The organism is Actinoplanes sp. NPDC021490 (assembly GCF_055562135.1).
On sequence record NZ_JBVHFW010000025.1, the window covers coordinates 113982 to 133151 of the forward strand.

The 19170-nt window shown below is 70.2% G+C and carries 20 protein-coding genes; 9 read left to right on the forward strand and 11 right to left on the reverse strand.

Annotation, left to right across the window (positions count from 1 at the left end; translation table 11 throughout):
* Nucleotides 1–30 precede the first annotated feature (30 nt).
* The 4 genes from ACZ3I4_RS44230 to ACZ3I4_RS44245 all read left to right on the forward strand — a co-directional run bounded on the left by ACZ3I4_RS44230 (nucleotide 31) and on the right by ACZ3I4_RS44245 (nucleotide 3759).
* Complete coding sequence (locus ACZ3I4_RS44230; RefSeq protein WP_465388152.1) at nucleotides 31–1425, forward strand: M20/M25/M40 family metallo-hydrolase; 1395 nt, start codon at nucleotides 31–33, stop codon at nucleotides 1423–1425.
* 8 nt (nucleotides 1426–1433) lie between these two features.
* Nucleotides 1434–2393, forward strand: a complete 960-nt coding sequence (locus ACZ3I4_RS44235) for a DNA polymerase domain-containing protein (RefSeq protein ID WP_465388153.1) — start codon at nucleotides 1434–1436, stop codon at nucleotides 2391–2393.
* Nucleotides 2394–2454: 61 nt separating this feature from the next.
* Nucleotides 2455–2916 (forward strand): DUF6098 family protein, encoded by a 462-nt coding sequence (locus tag ACZ3I4_RS44240; protein WP_465388154.1) that lies wholly within the window; start codon nucleotides 2455–2457, stop codon nucleotides 2914–2916.
* A 216-nt stretch (nucleotides 2917–3132) separates the two neighbouring features.
* The gene (locus ACZ3I4_RS44245) at nucleotides 3133–3759 is read left to right on the forward strand and encodes a hypothetical protein (RefSeq protein ID WP_465388155.1); all 627 of its coding nucleotides are present in this window, start codon (nucleotides 3133–3135) and stop codon (nucleotides 3757–3759) included.
* Nucleotides 3760–3798: 39 nt separating this feature from the next.
* Here the strand turns inward: ACZ3I4_RS44245 and ACZ3I4_RS44250 are convergent, their stop codons facing one another.
* The gene (locus tag ACZ3I4_RS44250; protein ID WP_465388156.1) at nucleotides 3799–4974 is read right to left on the reverse strand and encodes a zinc-dependent alcohol dehydrogenase; all 1176 of its coding nucleotides are present in this window, start codon (nucleotides 4972–4974) and stop codon (nucleotides 3799–3801) included.
* Nucleotides 4971–5513, reverse strand: coding sequence for an SRPBCC family protein (locus ACZ3I4_RS44255; protein WP_465388157.1), 543 nt, complete (start codon nucleotides 5511–5513; stop codon nucleotides 4971–4973). The genes ACZ3I4_RS44250 and ACZ3I4_RS44255 overlap by 4 nt, the downstream gene beginning before the upstream one ends.
* A 284-nt stretch (nucleotides 5514–5797) precedes the next feature.
* Between ACZ3I4_RS44255 and ACZ3I4_RS44260 the strand changes: the two genes are divergently transcribed.
* From ACZ3I4_RS44260 to ACZ3I4_RS44275, 4 genes are all read left to right on the forward strand, one after another.
* Nucleotides 5798–7282 (forward strand): FUSC family protein, encoded by a 1485-nt coding sequence (locus tag ACZ3I4_RS44260; protein WP_465388158.1) that lies wholly within the window; start codon nucleotides 5798–5800, stop codon nucleotides 7280–7282.
* Nucleotides 7283–7468: 186 nt separating this feature from the next.
* A complete protein-coding gene (locus ACZ3I4_RS44265; RefSeq protein ID WP_465388159.1) occupies nucleotides 7469–8197 on the forward strand; it encodes a GAF domain-containing protein in 729 nt (242 codons plus the stop codon).
* 85 nt (nucleotides 8198–8282) lie between these two features.
* Nucleotides 8283–9149, forward strand: a complete 867-nt coding sequence (locus tag ACZ3I4_RS44270) for an alpha/beta fold hydrolase (RefSeq protein WP_465388160.1) — start codon at nucleotides 8283–8285, stop codon at nucleotides 9147–9149.
* Between the two features lie 9 nt (nucleotides 9150–9158).
* The gene (locus ACZ3I4_RS44275) at nucleotides 9159–9992 is read left to right on the forward strand and encodes a helix-turn-helix transcriptional regulator (RefSeq protein WP_465388161.1); all 834 of its coding nucleotides are present in this window, start codon (nucleotides 9159–9161) and stop codon (nucleotides 9990–9992) included.
* Here the strand turns inward: ACZ3I4_RS44275 and ACZ3I4_RS44280 are convergent.
* Nucleotides 9961–10836 carry an enoyl-CoA hydratase/isomerase family protein gene (locus ACZ3I4_RS44280; protein ID WP_465388162.1) on the reverse strand — a complete coding sequence of 292 codons (876 nt, stop codon included), beginning with the start codon at nucleotides 10834–10836 and terminating at the stop codon, nucleotides 9961–9963. The genes ACZ3I4_RS44275 and ACZ3I4_RS44280 overlap by 32 nt on opposite strands.
* Before the next feature lie 120 nt (nucleotides 10837–10956).
* Here ACZ3I4_RS44280 and ACZ3I4_RS44285 point away from each other — a divergent pair, with 120 nt between their 5' ends.
* Entirely contained in the window at nucleotides 10957–11352 is a 396-nt protein-coding gene (locus tag ACZ3I4_RS44285; protein ID WP_465388163.1) for a winged helix-turn-helix transcriptional regulator, read from the forward strand.
* 12 nt (nucleotides 11353–11364) lie between these two features.
* Here ACZ3I4_RS44285 and ACZ3I4_RS44290 read toward each other — a convergent pair whose 3' ends face one another.
* The 8 genes from ACZ3I4_RS44290 to ACZ3I4_RS44325 form a co-directional block, all read right to left on the reverse strand.
* Nucleotides 11365–12126: an ABC transporter permease gene (locus tag ACZ3I4_RS44290; protein WP_465388164.1), complete on the reverse strand. Its 762-nt coding sequence runs from the start codon at nucleotides 12124–12126 to the stop codon at nucleotides 11365–11367.
* A 3-nt stretch (nucleotides 12127–12129) separates the two neighbouring features.
* Entirely contained in the window at nucleotides 12130–12891 is a 762-nt protein-coding gene (locus ACZ3I4_RS44295) for an ABC transporter ATP-binding protein (RefSeq protein WP_465388165.1), read from the reverse strand.
* 122 nt (nucleotides 12892–13013) lie between these two features.
* Entirely contained in the window at nucleotides 13014–13544 is a 531-nt protein-coding gene (locus ACZ3I4_RS44300; protein WP_465388166.1) for an EXLDI protein, read from the reverse strand.
* A 43-nt stretch (nucleotides 13545–13587) separates the two neighbouring features.
* Nucleotides 13588–13893 carry a DUF1048 domain-containing protein gene (locus ACZ3I4_RS44305; protein ID WP_465388167.1) on the reverse strand — a complete coding sequence of 102 codons (306 nt, stop codon included), beginning with the start codon at nucleotides 13891–13893 and terminating at the stop codon, nucleotides 13588–13590.
* Nucleotide 13894: 1 nt separating this feature from the next.
* Nucleotides 13895–14251 carry a DUF1048 domain-containing protein gene (locus ACZ3I4_RS44310; protein ID WP_465388168.1) on the reverse strand — a complete coding sequence of 119 codons (357 nt, stop codon included), beginning with the start codon at nucleotides 14249–14251 and terminating at the stop codon, nucleotides 13895–13897.
* Nucleotides 14248–14574, reverse strand: a complete 327-nt coding sequence (locus tag ACZ3I4_RS44315; protein WP_465388169.1) for a PadR family transcriptional regulator — start codon at nucleotides 14572–14574, stop codon at nucleotides 14248–14250. Before ACZ3I4_RS44315 ends, ACZ3I4_RS44310 begins: the two co-directional genes overlap by 4 nt.
* Nucleotides 14575–14617: 43 nt before the next feature.
* Nucleotides 14618–17110 (reverse strand): DUF4118 domain-containing protein, encoded by a 2493-nt coding sequence (locus ACZ3I4_RS44320; RefSeq protein ID WP_465388170.1) that lies wholly within the window; start codon nucleotides 17108–17110, stop codon nucleotides 14618–14620.
* 1216 nt (nucleotides 17111–18326) lie between these two features.
* Entirely contained in the window at nucleotides 18327–19169 is an 843-nt protein-coding gene (locus ACZ3I4_RS44325) for a potassium-transporting ATPase subunit C (RefSeq protein WP_465388171.1), read from the reverse strand.
* Between the last annotated feature and the right edge of the window lies 1 nt (nucleotide 19170).

Sequence of the window (19170 nt, forward strand, 5' to 3'; positions counted from 1 at the left end):
CGACCGGCCCGACTATCCGAGGGGGCCACCATGGCGGACCGGGACCCGGCCCGCGAAGCGCCCGCGGCCGAGCTGGTGCTGCGGGCGGCGATCGAGCGGGAGATGCCCGGGGTCCGCGCCGGCCTCGAACGACTGGTCCGCATCCCCGGGATCGCGTTCGACGGATTCGACCACTCGCACGTCGAGCGGTCCGCCGCGGCCGTCGCCGAGTTGTCGCGCGGATGCGGTCTGCACACGCGCATCGTCCGCTCGGGCGGGCAACCCGCGGTGATCGGACACCGGGCCGCACCGCCCGGCGCGCCCACCGTTCTGCTGTACGCCCATCACGACGTCCAGCCCGCCGGCGATCTCACCCGGTGGAGCAGCGACCCGTTCGAGCCGGTCGAACGGGACGGGCGGCTCTACGGGCGGGGCGCCGCGGACGACAAGGCGGGCGTGATGGCCCACATCGCGGCCCTGCGGGCGTGGGGCGACGACCTTCCCGTCGGCGTGGTCCTGTTCATCGAGGGCGAGGAGGAGTTCGGCTCGGCGTCCCTGGACAGGCTCCTCACCGATCACGCCGATCTGCTGCGCGCCGAGGTGATCGTCGTGGCCGACTCCGACAACTGGGACATCGGCCGTCCCGCGCTGACGACGTCGCTGCGCGGGACGCTGAGCTGCTTCGTCGAGGTCCGAACCCTGCGCGGCGCCGTGCACAGCGGCATGTTCGGCGGGCCCGTGCCCGACGCGCTCACCGTGCTGGCCCGGCTGCTGAGCACCTTGCACGACGACGGCGGCGCGGTCGCCGTCGACGGTCTCGCCGCCCGCGGGAACGCGACGGTGGACTATCCGGAGGACCGGTTCCGCCGGGAGGCCGGGGTGCTGGACGGGGTCGAACTGATCGGTACGGGCCGGCTGGCCGACCGGCTCTGGAACAGACCGGCGATCGCGGTCCTCGGCATCGACGCACCACCCACCGGTGAGGCGCCGAACGCGCTGGTGCCGGCGGCCCGCGCCAAGCTGAGCGTACGGCTGGCGCCCGGTGACGACCCTTCCTCGGCGTACGCCGCCCTCCGCTCGCACCTGGCGAAGCACGTGCCGTGGGGAGCGCAGCTGTCGGTCACCTGGGAGAGCGGCGGGGCGCCGTGCGTCCTCGACACGACCGGTCCGGCGTACGACGCGGCCCGCGCCGCCTGCACCGCCGCGTGGGACGGAACCGCCCCGGTCGAGGTGGGCATCGGCGGCTCGATCCCGTGCGTCGCCATGTTCCGGCAGCGCTTGGAGGAGGCGGCGATCCTGGTCACCGGCATCGAGGACCCGTACTGCGCCGCCCACGGACCCGACGAGAGCCTTCACCTCGCCGAGTTCACCCGGACGTGCCTGGCCGAGGCGCTGCTCCTGGGCAACCTGGCCGGGCTGCGAACGTCCGGCCCGCGTCGGCTATGAGGGAAGGGTTGAAGCCGGCGCCGGTCGGCCCCGGCGAGCTGGCCGGACTCGACGCGCTGGGCGACGGCGGCGTCTGGCCGCTCTTCGGGCGGGAGCTGCGGGTCACCAACCTGGGCAAGGTGTTGTTCCCGGCGCGCGACGGGCACCCACCGGTCACCAAGCGGGACTTCCTGCGCTACACCGCCCGGATCGCGCCGACGTTGACGCCGTACCTGGCCGGGCGGCCGTTGAACCTGCACCGGTATCCGAACGGCGCGCTCACGAAGGGGTTCTGGCACAAGGAGCTGCCCGGGCACGCGCCCGGCTGGCTGTCCCGCTGGACCAACCCCGAGGCCGATCCGGGTGAGACGCGCACCTACCTGGTGGCCGATGAGCCGGCCGCGCTGGTGTGGGCGGCCAACTTCGGCGCCCTGGAGTGGCATCCGTGGACGTCGCTCGCGGCCGCGCCGCACCGGCCCACGTACGCGCTCGTCGACCTCGATCCGGGCCCGGCCACCGGCTGGGACGACGTGCTGACCCTGGCCCGGCTGCACCGGACGGCGTTCGAGCATCTCGGCGTCACCGCGCGGGCCAAGGTGACCGGGCGGCGCGGCATCCAGATCTGGGTGCCGATCGCCCCCGGCCCGGGCTTCGACGAGACGCGGGCCTGGGTGCAGGCGCTCTCCCGTACGGTCGGGGCCGTCGTGCCGGAGCTGGTCAGCTGGAAATGGCAGAAGAGCGACCGGGGTGGCCTGGCCCGGCTCGACTACACGCAGAACGCCATCAACCGCACGCTTGTCGCTCCCTACAGTCCGCGGCCGGCGCCGGGCGCTCCCGTGTCGGCCCCGATCGACTGGGACGAGCTCGACGATCCCGCGCTGCGCCCGGACGGCTTCACGATCGACGACGTCCTGCTCCGCCTGGAGGAACGGGGTGATCTGTTCCGCGAGGTTCTGGACCATCCGCAACGGCTGCCACCGCTGACCTGAGCGGCCCGCCGATCCGGTGAAACAATGACTAACGCCCGCGGATCGGGGCACGCCGCAGCCCGTGTACGAGAACCTGCGCACCGTGGCCGACCTCGATGAGCTGACCGAGCTGATCACCACGTCCGGGGAGCAAGACCGGTTGTTCGTACGGTGGTCGGCCGGCCCCGCGGTGGATCTGCGCCAGGACGGGATCAGCCGGGACTCGCTGACCGGCGTGCCGCTGCCCGGTCTGTCGGCCAACCCGCTCGCCGTCGAGAAGTGGTGGGGTGACCGGTCCCGGCGGCTCTGGGTCGCCCGCCGCCTGTACGACTACCGTCATCTGCGCTATCTGCGCGGTCCGGGCGTCCGGCCTTGGGTCCTGATCGGCGACCAGTGCGGCCGCGGACCGGACAACGAGCCCCTCGTCCGGGTGCGCCGGCCGGTCGCCTGGATCGCCGACGCCGCGCTGACCGAGGCCGAGCAGCTGGTCGAGGCCCAGAACTCGGCCGAGTGGGGCCCGCTGGACCGGCGCAGTGCCCGATGAAGGTGAGGGCTGAAGCAATTGGTGGTGTAGGCGCCTTGCCGACGGGTAGGCGCGTCCGATGACACCACGAACCGGACGGTGGCCAGGCGCTGGGAAAGGCGATGGCCGGTTGGCAGCATGTGCCCGCTGACCTGGCAGGCCGACACGGGCCCGCAGTCCACATTTGTCGCCGTCCACGGCACACCGGACGCGGATTCCATAGTCGCACTGCATACGATGCTGAGGCGTCGTCTCGCTCGGCGACCGAGCTGCCTGATCCTCGACCTGCCCGACATGTCGGCGTCGGACAGGATCGTCGTCATCAGCCGGTCCTTGACGGCCTACTCCGGCAGTATGGCGTCGGGAACGACGGTACTGCTGAGTGGTGACCCGCCCGTCGATGTCACCGTGCGCCGCCATCGGCTGGGCCGGAGCGCAGCGCTCACGCGCCGATACGCCCGGGCCCGGGAAGCACTCACCATGGGGCTGCTGAGGTCGCCGTCGTTCGTCGAACAGGCCCTGCCGACCTCCGGCTCGGCGAGACGCATCCGGGACATGGTCACCGGCGCCTGCCTGACCTGGGGTCTGACCCACCTCACCGGCCCAGCGACGCTGGTCGCCAGTGAGCTGATCACCCGGGCCATCCGGCAGGCGTCAACCATGATGACGGTCGTGGCGCTGTTGGATCGAGACGTCCTCTACCTATGGGTCCGTGCCGGCAGCGCGGCCGCCCTGGATCGGCCGGACGAGCAGTCCGCCGCCCTCGAGACCCTCGTCATCGACACCATGGCCGACCACTGGGGGCACCTGCCGGACGGTCACGAGTCGGTGCTCTGGGCGGCGCTGCCCGTCCATCCCACATGATTGCTCATGGGTGGAGGTCCAGTGCCGCCCGGCAGGCCGTCAGGGTTTGAGGACGACCTTCTCGCAGTCGTCCTGCTTGTTCTTGAACATCTCGAAGCCGCGCTCCGCTTCGTTGAGCGGCAGCCGGTGGGTGATGATGCGGGTCGGGTCGATCTCCCCGCGTTCGATGCGCTGCAGCAGCGGCTTCATGTAGCGCTGCACGTGGCACTGCCCGGTCCGCAGGGTCAGGGCCCGGTTCATCCAGGCGCCGGCCGGGAACTTGTCCAGCAGGCCGCCGTAGACGCCGATCACCGAGACCACGCCGCCGCTGCGGCACGACAGGATCGCCTGGCGCAACGCGTGCGGACGTTCGGTCTCCGACCGCACCGCCTGCTTGACCCGGTCGTACGCGGCGATGTGGGCACTGCCGTGGGTGGCTTCCAGGCCGACCGCGTCGATGCACTTGTCGGGTCCCCGGCCGCCGGTCAGCTCGAGCAGTGTCGACCGCACGTCGACCTCGTCGAAGTTCACCGGGATGTGGCCGGCCTGTTCGGCCATCCGCAGCCGGTACGGCTCCTTGTCGATAGCGATGACCTTCGCGGCGCCGAGCACCCGGGCGCTGTCCATGGCGAACTGGCCGACCGGGCCCGCGCCCCAGACCGCCACCACGTCGCTGGGCTGGATGTCGCACATCTCGGCGCCCATGTAGCCGGTGGGCAGGATGTCGGACAGGAACAGCACCTGCTCGTCGCTCAGGTCCGATTCGATCTTCAGCGGGCCGACGTCGGCGAACGGCACCCGCGCGTACTGCGCCTGGCCGCCCGCGAAGCCGCCGGTCAGATGCGAGTATCCGAAGATGCCGGCGACCGGATGGCCGAACATCTTCTCGGCGATCCCGGCGTTGGGGTTGGTGTTCTCGCAGCAGGAGTACAGCTCGGCGGCGCAGGCGGCGCACGCGCCACAGGCGATCGGGAACGGCACGACAATCCGGTCGCCGACCCGCAGCTTGTCCGCGGACACCCCTGACCCGACCTCGACAACCTCGCCCATGAACTCGTGACCCAGGATGTCACCGTCCTGCATGGTCGGCACGTACCCGTCGACCAGGTGCAGGTCCGACCCGCAGATCGCCGTCGAGGTGATCCGCACGATCGCATCGCGGTTGTTCAGGATCTTCGGGTCCGGCACGTCGCGAACCTCGACCTTGTTGCGGCCGGCCCAGGTGTTGGCCCTCATGCGTCCGCTCCCTTCTCGAGCTCGGAGTCCGACAACGGCTGGGCCGGACGCTGCGGGAATTCTTTGCGGGCCCGTTTGCCCCACGGCGCCCCGTCTGAGCGGACCACCTCGCCGGTCTCCAAGACCTGCTTGAGCCGGCGCAGGTCGTCGTCGAGCTGCTGGTGGGGTTCCTCGCCGAAGTACTTGGCGACCGCTTTGCCGACCGCGCCGCCCGGGATCTCGTACACGAGCACGACGTGCACCTCGGTGCTCACCCCGTCGGGAGCGGGCTCGAACCGGACCGTCCCCGCGTTGGGCACGTCGGCATTGCCGGTCGAACGCCACCCGATCCTCTCGCCCGGCGCCTCCTCGGTGATCTCCGCGTCCCACTCCACGCTCTTGCCGAACGGGGCGGCGGCGGACCAGTGGCTCGTCCGGTCACCGGTGGTGCGGACCTGCTCGAGGTGCGCCATGAACGTGGGGAGGTTCTCCAGATTTCGCCAGAACGCGTACACCTCCGACGCGGGTTTGCGAATGGTTGTCGTGGCCGTCAATTCCATGGATCCTCCTTTTACGTACGCTCCGCACCATCGGCCCGGAGCCGGTTCCTGGCCCGGCTGCGAGGCGCGTCGGGTCCAGATCGGGCCTACCCGCCGCGATTCCCCTGAAACCGGCATTCGGCCGATACGGTGAAATCGGCTCGTCTGCCTCGTGGCGGCCCGCCGGCGGCACGATCTCGCGCGTGCGGGGCCTCGGGCCGGACGAAACCGGATGGCATGCTGGTTAGGCGGACACGTCGCGGGCGCCACCAGCCGGGTATGGCTCAGCCCGACGAGGAGGAGCGATGAGGCTGACCACCTACATGCGCCACCCGTGGACGGCTGTCCTGGCCCGGTGGGGCCGGATCCCCGGGCTCCGAACCGCCAAGGTCACGCTCGCGGCGGTGTTGTCCTACGTCGCCGCCGACCTGCTGAACACGACACCGTCGCCGATCCTCGCCCCGCTGACCGCCATCCTGGTGGTGCAGGTGACGGTGTACCAGACGGTCGCCGAAGGACTCCAGCGCGTCCTGAGTGTGCTGGCCGGCGTCCTGATCGCGGTCGGTCTGGCCACCGTCGCCGGGCTGAGCTGGTGGAGCCTCGGGGTCGTGGTGGGCGTCAGTCTCGTACTCGGGCAGCTCCTCCGTCTGGGGCCGCACACCCTCGAGGTGCCGATCAGCGCGATGCTCGTCCTGGCGGTCGGCGGGGCGGCGGCGCCGCAGGCAGCGGCCGGCCGGGTGTACGAGACGCTCATCGGCGCGGCGATCGGCATCACGGTGAACTTCGCGATCGTGCCCCCGGTGCATGTGGCATCGGCCGGCTCGGCGGTGGCCGGCCTGGCCACCCGGCTCGGGGATTTCCTGCGGTCACTGGCCACGCAACTGCGCGCCGGCTGGTCGCGGCAGGCCGCGCAGGACTGGCTCACCGCGGCCCGGGGCCTGAGCACCTCGGTGCTGGAGGCCGGCCAATCGGTAATCCGGGCCGAGCAGAGTGCCGTGCTCAACCCACGCGGCCTCGAGGTCCGCGTGGCGCAGCCCCGCCTGCGCACAGCCCTCACCGCGATCGAATACTGCACGATCGTCGTCCGCACCCTGTGCCGGGAGATCTTCGATCGGACGTTCTATCTGCCGCCGGACCTGGAGGCGGAGGTCTATCCCCCGGCCGCCCGCCTGGCTTTCGCCGATGTGCTCGACGCCGCCGCGGCGGCCCTGGACGGCGTGGCCGCGGTCGCCGCGGGCGGTGAGCCGGTCGAGGTCACCCGCGCCCGCGTGGCCGAGCAGCTGGACGAGCTGCACCAGCGACGCGAGTTGCTGGGCCGGCTGCTGCTGGTCGACCCGCACGCCGACGCCGCGGCCTGGCAGCAGCACGGCGCGCTGCTGGCCGCGGTGGACCGGCTACGGGTCGAGATCGAGGCGGCGGTACGTCCGGCGGCCGAGCCGTGGCGTCCGCCGTCGCTGACCGAGGGACCGCGGCGGGCCGCGCGGCGGGTCGTGGGCGCCGCCGAGCAGACCCTCCCGCTGGTCACCGATCGTTCCCGGCAGGCGGTCCGGCGGATGATGGACGTCGCCGCGGAAGCCGCGACCGACGCGGCGGCGCATCTGGCCAACCCCGATCCACGGGCTGCCCGTCCCCTGCAGCGCGATGCCGCGGAAAGCGTGCCGGTCGAGCAGGCGGCCGCCGAAGCCGCCGCGGCCGCCCTCCGGGAAGCCGCGGAGTCGCTGGCCGAGGAGGATGCTGCGCCGCCACCGGCGCAACCGGGCAGCACCGAGCCGAAAGCCGGCCAGGAATGACCCGGCGGCTCGACCCTGCTGCTTCTCGTCCCAATAGCCGTCCGGTTCATTCCTTCACGCTGCCTCCTCCGCAGAGTCTTCCCACGCTCCGGCTCAAACCGGATACCTCCCCATTCCACGTGGTGGCGCCCTCCGGACGGTATTGGCAGGGCGTTTAGGTGGAGATCATCGTGGTAAGCACGCGCGATGAGGGCGCATGAGGACGATCCCGCGGCTGTGGCGCCCCCGACCGGTTTGCTACAAGATCGATTGCTGGCGCTGGCCGGCACACCGGACGACAGCCTCCGCATCCGGACCGATCTGATCGTTGTCGCTCAGCTGGCCGCTAAGCTGATCACAGCGGCCGACTGCGCGTCGGTGACCAGCCGGCATGAGGGCGGGTACGCCACCGTCGCGGCCAGCAGCGATCTCGCCGCCGCGGTCGACCAGGCACAGTACGACGACAAGGCCGGACCCTGCCTCGAAGCCCTCGAGGCACAGTATCCGGCCGCGGTGCCGGACATCGCTGCCACGATCACCTGGCGGGGTTTCCGGGGCACCGCAGCCCGGTTCGGCCTGCGGACGTCTCTCTCGATCCCCCTGTTCGCCGGCTCCGGCACGACGATCGCGTCGCTCAATCTCTACAGCCGCCGGATGGGCACCCTGTCGACGCTGACCACCGCGGTCTGGGCCGCCTTCGAACCGGACTCTTCCGACCGCTGGGACTACGACGCGCTGGAAGCCGGCGGCCGCGAACTGACCGCCGGCCTCATCAGCGCCGTGGCCTTACGCGCCATGATCCAGCGAGCGGTGGCCGTCCTGTCCGCCGGCGAGCCGAACGAGCACGGCTACCGGATCCTTTGTGAGCGAGCCGCCGCGGCCGGTGGTTCGCTGACCGATGCCGCCGCCCAGGTCATCGAACAGAACCAGCCCTGACGCGACGCCGGCTCGTCATCGGCTCCGGATCCCCGTACTTCCCGTACGTGGTTGTCCGGCCCGCCCGGCCCTACCGTCGTTGATCATGTTGGATTTGAATCCTGTCGTGCTGGTGCACGGAATGTGGCACGGAAGCTGGTGCTGGAGCCGGGTGACCCGGGCGCTCGCCGCCCGCGGCGTGCCCTCGATCGCCGTCGACCTTGAGGGTCACGGCCTGCAGGCCGGGTCACCGGAGGCACGCTGGGCACGACCTTTCGACCCTTCCGCGTACGCCACCGAGCCGTCCCCACATACCGCGGTCACCGCTTCGTCAGCCGCGGCGACGCTGGTGGCGCAGATCCGGGAGGCCGGCGCCGAGCGGCCGTGCGTGGTCGTGGCGCACAGCATGGGCGGCGTCGTGGCCACGGCGGCGGCCGAACTGGCTCCGGAACTGTTCGCCGAGCTGATCTACCTCACGGCGTTCGCGCCGGTCAGCGGTCTGGCCGCGGGCGCCTACATCGACACCCGGGAGAACGCCGGTTCGCAGATCGGCGCCCTGCTGCGGGCCGACCCGGGACGCACCGGGGCGTTGCGCCTGGATCCCGGCGACCGGGCCGGGCATGCCGCCGTACGGGAAGCGCTGTTTCACGATGTTGACCGGTCGACCGCCGACGCGGCGACGGCGTTGCTGAGCCCGGACGGCCCGGCCGGCTTCGCGACCGAGGTTCTCACGATCACCCCGCAGCGGTACGGTTCCGTGCCGCACACCTACATCGTCTGCACCGGCGACCGCGGGGTGCCGCCCGCCCTGCAACGCCGCTTCGCCGAGGAGATCGACGCCGTGTCGTCAGCCGCCACCACCGTCGTGGAACTGGACGCCTCACACTCGCCCTTCCTGTCCGCCCCGGATGCGCTGGCCGATACGATCGCCGCCGCGCACCACGCCCGCCGGGCGGCACTCGCACCGAGCTGAAGGACCCGCGTGTCTGACACAGTCGACCTTTCCGAGCTCGGCGCCTTCCTGAGGCAGCGGCGTGAGTCCCTGACCCCGGCCGGGGCGGGCGGACGCCGGCGCACCCCCGGGCTGCGCCGGGAAGAGGTCGCGGCCCTGGCCCACGTCTCGATGGTCTACTACGAACGACTGGAGCAGGCCCGGGGGTCGAGACCGTCGGCCACCGTGCTGGCGGCGCTGGCGCAGGCGCTGCGGTTGACGCCCGGCCAGCATGCCCAGCTGTACCGCCTGGCCGGCCGGGCGGCACCGCTGGCCCCGGAGCCGTCCGGGTTCGTCGATCCCGGCCTCGCTTCGGTGCTGACCGCGGTCGAGACGACCACGCCCGGGTTCATCTCCGACGAGCTGGGCGTCGTAGTGGCCCAGAACGCGCTGAACGTGGCCTTGTTCGGCCGGCTCGCCGGGCGCCCGGGCCGCGAGGCGAACCTGGTCTGGCGGTGGTTCACCTCGCCGGAATGGCGGCTCACGCTGGAGCCGGCCGAGCAACACGCACAGACCGGCCGGGCCTACGTGGCCGACCTCCGCGCCGTTGTCGCCCAGCGCGACGGCGATCCCCAGGCGGCGACCCTGGTGGCGCAGCTACGGGAGGTGAGCCCCGAGTTCGCCGCGTTCTGGGCCGAACACGACTCCTCGGTGCTGCACTGCTCGGCGAAACGGGTGGACGACGAACGGGTCGGCCGGCTGCACCTGGATTGCGTGGTGATGCTGAGTCCGCTGTCCCGGCAGCGGATGCTGCTGCTGCGGCCGGTGCCCGGCACAGGCACGGCGGAGCGGCTCACCCGGCTGCACGAACTGGTGTGCCCTTGAGGCCGGGGCTGTCCTGAGCCCTGTTCAGCTCGCGAAACAGACCTTCCAGGTCTTGTTCGCCGTCCCGGGTCTGGGCCCCGCGGCTGAGGCCGGCGCTCAGGAGCTTTGCCGTGGCCGGACGGAATACGAGCCCGGCCCAGGCGTCGTTCTCCCGCGCCAGGCCGTCGGCGTGGTCACTGGCGACGATGGCGTGTTTGGCGGCCGCGACGACATCGTCCGGCAGGGCGGCGATGTTGCGGGCCAGGCGGTCGACGAACTCGTCGAGCTGGTCGGCGGGCACCGCACGGTTGATCCAGCCGTACCGTTCGGCGGTCTCGGCGTCGAACAGGTCGGCGCCGAGCACGATCTCCAGGGCACGGTTGCGCCCGACTCGCTCGGTCAGATATTGCGTGGCGCCTCCGCCGGGGACGATGCCCATGAGGGCCTCGATCTGGCCGAGGCCGGCGGGGCCGATCGCCGCGAACGCCATGTCGGCGGCCACGACGAACTCGGCTCCGCCGCCGCGCGCCTTGCCGGCGAGCTTGACGATGGTCACCTGGGGCTGGTGGCGTAGCTGCTCCCCCACGGCCTGAAAGACGTTCACGCCTTCCGGCAAGTCGGCCATGAGCCCGGCGAGCGACTCGGGCGTGGCGGTCATGTCGACGTGGGCGAGGAAGAAGTCCGGATCGGCGCTGTCGAACACGATCACCCTTACGGACTCGTCGCCGGCCAGCGTGTGGAGCAGCCGCCGCAGGTCGGTCATGACCGCGACGCCGAGGACGTTGATCGGCGGGTGGTCGATCGTGACGTGGGCGACTCCGTCCGCCTGCTTGACCCGCAACGTCGGGTACGCGTCGTCGCGCATGAGCATCTCCTCAGGTATCTGGCAGGACCTTAGTTCCTGCTGTATACCTAGTGTTCGACCGGCTCCAACCGGCGTCAAGAACGCACTTCAGGCATCCCAGGGATCGCGGAGGATACCGCCATGGTCACGTCCGAGCCCGTTTACCAGGCCATCGCCGAGCACGACATCGTGTTCCGCGCCGACTGCGCGAGCCGGCCGATCCTCGACCAGATCGCCGACAAGTGGTCGATGATGACGATGGCGGTCCTGGCCGAGCCCCGCCGGTTCAACGAGATCAAGCGTCGCCTCGAGGGCGTGACCCAGCGCGTCCTCACCCAGACCCTGCGCCGGCTGGAACGCAACGGGATGATCGAGCGTCGCGTGCTGCCCACGTCACCGGTCGGTGTCGAATACTCGCTGACACCGCTCGGCGCCTCCCTGCGCGAGCCGTTCGGCCGCCTCTACGACTGGACGGTCGCCCACGCGCCCGAGATCCAGGCCCGCCAGCGCGACTACGACGAGCGCGCCCAGCAGTGACTCGACTCGTTTTCAGGCGATCTTTTTCTTGTAGGCCATCAGGGCGAAGCCGTACGCGACCACGAGGATGCCGGCGCACCAGGCCAGGGCGGTCCAGATGTCGGTGCCGACGGGTTGCTGGTCGAACAGGGCGCGGATGGAGTTGACGATCGCGGTGACCGGCTGGTTCTCGGCGAACGCGCGGACCGGGCCGGGCATCGTCTCGGTCGGCACGAACGCGGAGCTGATGAACGGCAGGAAGATCAGCGGGTAGGAGAACGCCGATGCCCCGTCGGGGGTGGACGCGCTCAACCCGGCCACGATGGCCAGCCACGTCAACGCCAGGGTGAACACCGCCAGGATCCCCGCCACCGCCAGCCAGGCGAACACATTCGCCGAGGTGCGGAAGCCGATACCCAGACCGACCAGCACGATCACCACCACCGAGATGGCGTTGGACACCATCGAGGTCAGCACATGGCCCCACAGCACCGAGGATCGGGCGATCGGCATCGAGTGGAACCGTTCGAAGATGCCGCTTTTCATGTCGTTGAACAACCGGAACCCGGTGTAGGAGATCCCGCTGGCGATCGCGATCAGCAGGACGCCGGGCATCAGATAGTTGACGTAGTTGTCGGTGCCGGTCTGGATGGCCCCGCCGAACACATACCGGAACAGCAGCAGGAACGCGATCGGCATGATCGTGACGGTGATGATGGTGTCGAGGCTGCGGCTGACGTGTTTGATGGACCGGCAAAGCATGACATTGGTGTCGCCGAGAACGTGGGTGCTCATGACTCAGGCCTGCTTTCCGACGACGGAGAGGAACACTTCTTCCAGGGTGGGCTGACGTTCGACGTACTCCACCTGCGCCGGCGGCAACAAGGCCCGCAGGTCGGCCAGGGTGCCGGACACGATGATCGTGCCCTCATGCAGGATCGCGATCCGATCGGCCAGCTTTTCGGCCTCTTCCAGATATTGGGTGGTCAGCAGCACCGTCGTCCCGCCCCCGGCCAACTTCTGGATCTCGCTCCACACCTCGATCCGCCCCTCCGGATCCAGCCCCGTCGTCGGCTCGTCCAGGAAAATCACCGGTGGGTCACCGATCAGGCTCATCGCAATGTCCAGGCGGCGGCGCATTCCCCCGGAATAAGTGCCGACCCGCCGCCCACCCGCCTCGGCCAAACTGAACCGAGCCAGCAAACTGTCGGCGACCTGCTGGGCGTTCTTCACCCGTCGCAGCCGCCCCACCATGATGAGGTTTTCCCGGCCGGTCAGGATTTCGTCGACCGCCGCGAACTGACCGGTCAAACTGAACGACTCGCGCACCCGTACCGGCTGCGACACGACGTCATACCCGGCCACCATGGCCGTGCCCGCGTCAGGCTTGAGCAATGTGGACAGGATCCGCACGACGGTGGTCTTACCGGCGCCGTTCGACCCCAGCAGGGCGAAGATGCCGCCCCGGGCCACGTGGAAATCCACACCCTTGAGCACTTCGAGTTTCCCGTACGACTTGCGCAATCCGTTGACGCTGATGGCCGGGCTCGCAGCTTCCATGTGCCGTCTCCTGTGCAATAGGCATGGGCCATCGCCGGACGGCCGTCACCGGCTTGCCCGTGATGTGGGGACGTGTGGGATCGACGGACGAGCCGGCGGCTCGCCCGTTTTTCAGGCTCGGATCAGATGTCGAGATCCTCGATCGTCGGTTCGTTGACTGCGTCGAGAACCAACTCGTAAAGCTGGGCCGGAATGAATTCGCGCAGCGCGTCGAGATCGTCGGCGATGCGCAGGCTGGAATGGGCGGGGATGTGCGTCCAGGACTGGTTGGCGCTCCAGTCGCCGACCCAGGCGCGCCAGCCGGTTCGGTACTTCTCGGCGTCCGGTCCGATGTTCACATGGGCCTCGGACCGCTGGTGGTGAACCACGTACTTCTCGGTTCGCGTTCGGTAGACCCGGTAAGACTCATCGCGCTCGTTGCCGGTCTGCTCCATCTCGGCCAGCAGCATGCCGGAGAACCGTTGCTTGCGGCCGAGCCCGGGCCCGACCCGGACGACGACGTCGTCGTAGCCCTCTCGCCGGCCCTCCTCGACCTCGACGTAACGGCGCAGTGCGGCAGCGATGGCCGCCGACAGGGTGCCACCGGCGAGTTCCTGAGCGCGCTGGAACACCGGCAGGTCGTCGTCGGACACATAGATCGTCTTGTTGGGCACGAACCCAATATACGCACACCTATACGTACACGCTACTGTCGGATTATCGTCCGGCGGAGTTCTGATGGAGGTCGGCGTAGGTGCGCGAATCCTTGATCAGGCCGTCGCAGAAGGCGGCGACGTCGGGGCCGGTGACTTCCAGGACCCGCCGGCCGGAGGCGGCGCCCTCCTCGAAGAAGTCGACGATTCCCGGGAGCAGATTGCCGTCGAGCAGGTCGATCGGCCCGACCTTGAACAGGTAGCGCTGCATTTCCTGGTAGACGATCCGATAGTCCGGCGGGAGCGCCTTCACCCGGGCCACGTGCGCCCGCCACTGCTTCTTGCCCTCGATGATGTCCTGAATGCCCACGTCAGTCTCCTAGCCGGGCGAGTTTGCGGGCGACATTGCGGTTCAGCTGCTCCCGCCACCGGTCGCGGTAGTCGCGCGCCCCCGCCCCGCCGGCCAGAGCGGTGGCGAAGCCGGCGATGTCGTCACCGAGCACTTCCGAAACGGTCTGCCCGTCGGCCGAGGCTTCCTCGAGCAGCCCGAGGGCCGCGTCGGCGATCGGTGTCAGGTTGCGGCCGGTGAAGTTCCCGTACGGGAAAAGGTGGTTGATGATCTGGCCCCAGGCGGCCTGATAGTCGGCCGGCAAAGCCTGCGCCCGCGTTTCGAACGCCTTCCATTCCCGGGTCAGATCGCTGCCCGTAACGGTCTCCCAGAAGCTCATGCCCCACCCGCCTTCAGTTTGTCGATGCGCGAGGAGACGTACTCCCATTTGGCCCAGAACGTCGCCAGCTCCCGCCGTCCGGCGTCGTTGAGCGCGTAGAACTTGCGCGGCGGGCCCACTTCGGACGGTCGTTTCGTCACCTGGACGAGGCCGTTGCGTTCCAGCCGCAGCAGAATGGTGTACACCGTTCCGTCGATGACGTCGGCGAATCCGAGCTCGTTCAGCCGGCGCGTGATGGCGTACCCGTAGGTCTCCTCGCGGCTGATGATCTCGAGCACGCAGCCTTCGAGCGTGCCCTTGAGCATCTCGGTCAGGTCTTCCACCGCGGCCCCTCTCCCGTCCGGTACCTCGTACCACCGGGTACCGCTATACCGTACCACCGAATACCGGGCCGGTGGGGAGCGTCAGAATCATCGTGAGTCCGCCGCCGGGGGTGTGCTCGGGAACGAGGGTGCCGCCCATCGCCTCGGTCAGTCCGCGCGACAGGGCCAGGCCGAGGCCCACGCCGGTGTGGTTGTCCCGGTCGCCGAGACGCTGGAAGGGCAGGAACACGTCGTCCCAGCGGTCCTCGGGGATGCCCGGCCCGTGGTCGATGACGCGCAGCTCCAGGGTGCCGCCGAGCGTGCTGGCGGTGATGGCCGGCGGATGGCCGGCCGGGCTGTGGCGCAACGCGTTGGCGACCAGGTTGACCAGAATCTGTTCCAGCAGACCCGGATCGGCGTGCACCGGCGGCAGGTCGTCGGCGATGTGCACCCCGACCTTGCGCCCGTCCGGCCCCAGTTCGTCCAGGGCTCGCGGCACCGCCTCCTCCGCCCCCAGGTCGACCGCGTTCACGCCGAGCGCGCCCGCCTGCAACCGGCTCATGTCGAGCAGATTGGTCACCAGCCGGACGAGACGGTCGAGGGATTCGTCGGCGGTGGCCAGCAACTCCCGGCGGTCCTCCTCCCCGAAGTGCACCTCCTCGCTGCGCAGCCCGGCCACCGCGGCCTTGGCCGACGCCAGCGGGGTGCGCAGATCGTGGCTGACCGCGGCCAGCAGGGCGGTGCGCATCCGATCGGCCTCGGCCAGCGGTTTCGCCGTGGCCGCCTCGGCCGCAAGCTGCTCCTGCCGCAGGGCGACCGTGGCCTGAGCGGCGAACGCCTCCACGATGCGGCGGTCCGAGGCCTCCAGGGGCCGCCCGCGCAGCAGCATGGTCATCGCGTCGTCGACCTTGACCTCGACGTCCGCATCCCGGGCCACGGTGCAGGCCTCCCCCACGTGCGCGGCGACGACCCCGTGGTCGAGCAGGGTCACCGAGTCGAGCGTGAACGTCTCGCGCAGCCGCTCCAGCAGAGCCATCAGCGGTCGCTCGCCGCGCAACACACTGCCCGCCACGGTGGCCAGCGTCTGCGCGTCGGCCGCGGCGGCCGCGGCCTGCCGGGTCTTGCGGGCCGCGGTGTCGACCACCCAGCTCACCGCCAGCGCCACCACCACGAAGATGGCCAGCGCCAGCAGGTTGTCGCCCTCGGCGATGGTGAACCGGCTGAACGGCGGCGTGAAGAACCAGTTGAGCAACAGGAATCCCGCGACCGCAGCCAGCAGCGCCGGCCACAACCCGCCGATCAACGAGACCCCCACGACAGCGGCCAGGAACAGCAGAATGTCGTTGGTCAGCGACAGCGACGGCCCCGCCTCGAGCACGGCAGTCAGCGCCGGCAACCCCAGGGCAGTCACGACGAACCCGGCCACACGACGCCGCCGCGACAACGCCGCCGGCAGCCTTCCTCTCCGACGCCCCTGCGCGGCCCTTTCATGGGTCACCAGATGCACGTCGATCGAACCCGACATGGCCGTCGTGGTAACGCCAACCCCGGCCGAGAACAGCTGCGCGACCTTGCCGCGGCTGGACGCCCCCAGCACGATCTGCGTCGCGTTCACCGCCCCCGCGAAGTCGAGCAGCGCCCGCGGCACGTCCGCCCCCACCACCTGGTGATAGGTGCCGCCCAGGCTCTCCACCAGCACCCGCTGCCGGGCCAGCACGGCCGGGTCGGCGCCGGCCAGCCCATCGTTGCGGGTGACGTGCACGGCCATCAGGTCCGCGCCCTTGTCCCGGGCGGCGATCCGCGCGGCCCGCCGGATCAGCGTGTCTCCCTCACGCCCGCCGGTCAGCGCCACGACGATCCGCTCGCGCGTCTCCCAGGTCGCGCTGATGCGATTGTCGGCCCGATACTTGCCGAGCTGTTCCTCGACCTTGTCGGCCAGCCACAGCAGCGCCAGCTCCCGCAGAGCGGTCAGGTTCCCCGTACGGAAATAATTGCCCAGCGCAGCGTCGATCTTCTCCGGCTTGTAGATGTTGCCGTGAGCCATCCGCCGCCGCAGCGCCTCCGGAGTCATGTCGACCAGCTCAACCTGCTCGGCCGCCCGAACCACCGCATCCGGCACCGTCTCGCGCTGCTGAGCCCCCGTAATCTGCGCGACCACGTCGTTGAGCGACTCCAGGTGCTGAATGTTCACCGTCGTCAGCACGTCGATCCCGGCCTCCAGCAACACATTGACGTCCTGCCAGCGCTTCTCGTTGCGAGAACCCGGAACGTTCGTGTGAGCCAGCTCGTCGACGACCGCCAGCTCCGGCCGGCGCGCCAGCAAAGCATCGAGGTCCATCTCGGTGAACTCCGCACCCCGATACTCGACACCGCGCCGCGGCAACACCTCGAGGTCGGCCATCATGGCTTGCGTGTGCTTACGCCCATGCGTCTCCACCAGCCCGACCACCACATCGGTGCCACGCTCGGCCCGCCGATGCGCTTCCTCCAGCATCGTGTAGGTCTTGCCGACGCCGGGAGCGGCGCCGAGAAAGATCCGCAGCTCTCCCCGTGCCATATGGCCCCTCTTCAACAAAGTCGCTCAACAAGACACGAACCTGGAATGTCTCCTACTCCTCGAGGCCGGCTGTCGTAGCGGAGTAGATGGTGACCGGCCGGAGCTCACGCCGTGTTCCGTTCACCGCCCCAAGGTCAAAGACCGGATGTCGTAGCCGGGTGGGTGGTGCAGGCCGTCGCTCACTCCGAGGGCCATGTGTTCCGCTCCCCGCCCCAAGGTCAAAGGCCGGATGTCGTAGCGGGGTGGGTGGTGCAGGCCGTCGCTCACGCCGAGGGCCCGGGCGGGCCGAGCAGGGCGCCGGGGCGCCCAGAACGCTCGGCCCACCCGCGCGACGTGCGTGAGTGGTGACGCTCGAACCGCCACCGCTGAGCAAACGCATGTGCATCAACTCGATCCAGCCGGTTCGTTCTATCGTGCGCCGCCGTCCCGAGAGACCACGCCGGCCCCGAAGGTTCGCCACCACCCCGGCCCAGAGACCGCCGTACTTCAGTCCCATGGTCTGGCACTTTCCGGCCTCCGCAGATCGCAGCCATCCCTCCCCGCAGATGGTGGCCGCCCCGGTCCCCACAACCCGTTTCCACTCCGGCCCGCAAGCCAGCCCAAGACCACCCCACCCCGGCGCCACGGACCACCCCCACCCCGGCGCCACGGACCACCCCCACCCCGGCGCCACGGACCACCCCCACCCCGGCGCCACGGACCACCCCCACCCCGGCACTGGGTGGGGACGAGTGAAGCAGCCGGGTCCGACAATTTCGTCCTGTTGTCCACAGACTCCGCCGGTCGTCGAGTGCCAAGTTGCGACGGACGGACTGACGCATTCCGGCCCCGCACAGAGCGCCGCCACCCCGCCCTCCCAAGCTGCGGCGTCCTGCGCGAGGCGCAGCCAGCCCCAGCCCCAGCCCCAGCCCCGACCCGACCCGACCCGACAGGCTGCCGCCACCCCGGCCTCGACAGTCGGCCACGGCCGCGCCCCAATCCGTACAGCTGATCGGTTTGTCCGAGGCCGGGCTCACCCTGCCGCCCGCCCGGCTTCCACAGGCTGCCGCCAGCCGCCGGTTCCACAGACCGGCGCCACCCGACGCCACAAGCCGCCGCCGACTCCGATCCCCAGAACCCCGGCGCCCCGGCCCCCACAGACCGCCCCCACCCCGGTACTGGGTGGGGACGAGTGAAGCAGGGGGGTCCGACAGTTTTGCGCTCCTGTCCACAGGATTCAGCGCCCGTCGAGTGCCAAGTTCAGCGAAAGCACGTTCACGGCCGGCTCGCCGAGGAAACCGAGTGCCCGCCCGTCAGTGTGCTCCCCGATCAGCTTGCGCACCTGGTCCAGAGCCAGCCCGCGTTCCCGGGCAATCCGGGCTGCCTGCAAGGAGGCGTACGCGGGACTGATGTCCGGGTCGAGGCCGCTTCCACTGGCCGTAACCGCGTCGGCCGGGACAAGCGGGTCGGCCGGGGCGTCGCCACGGATAGGGGTAATCACACCGCCGAGAGCCTGATAGTCCTCCCCCTTCTTGGCCGATTCGACGAGAACCCCTTGATAGGTGCCGAGGAACGGAGCACCGGTCTGGTTGACCGACACGACCCGGGTCACCGGCCCGGTCAGGCCGTCCCGGTGAAAGACGGCGAGCACAGCGCCCACCCCATCAGCCGTGCAGTAGGGCCGCCGGCCGTCGACGCCCTCGAGCTTCCCCACGGCGAGGCTGCGGGCGCAAACCTGGGTGAGGAGGCTGTCCGAGTCCGCGTCCACGACGCTTTCCGGGCCCAGGTTGCTGGCCGACGTGGCAGTGGGGTCGTAGCCGTCACCGGCGGCCGACGGACGGCTCTGGAAGTAGCGCGGGTCGGGGTTGCCGTCGGCGTCGGTGTAGGACTGGCCGATCAGGCTGCTGCCGACCGCGGTGCCGGCCACCGTGATCACCGAGCCGCCGGCCTTGGCGGACAGGCCGGGGATGTGGCCGATGGCGACGAAGGCGAGGGGGTAGGCCAGTCCGAGGAGGACGGTCATGACGAGCAGCGCGCGCAGCGCCGCGAGATGCTGGCCGAGCCAGGCAGGGAGTCGCATG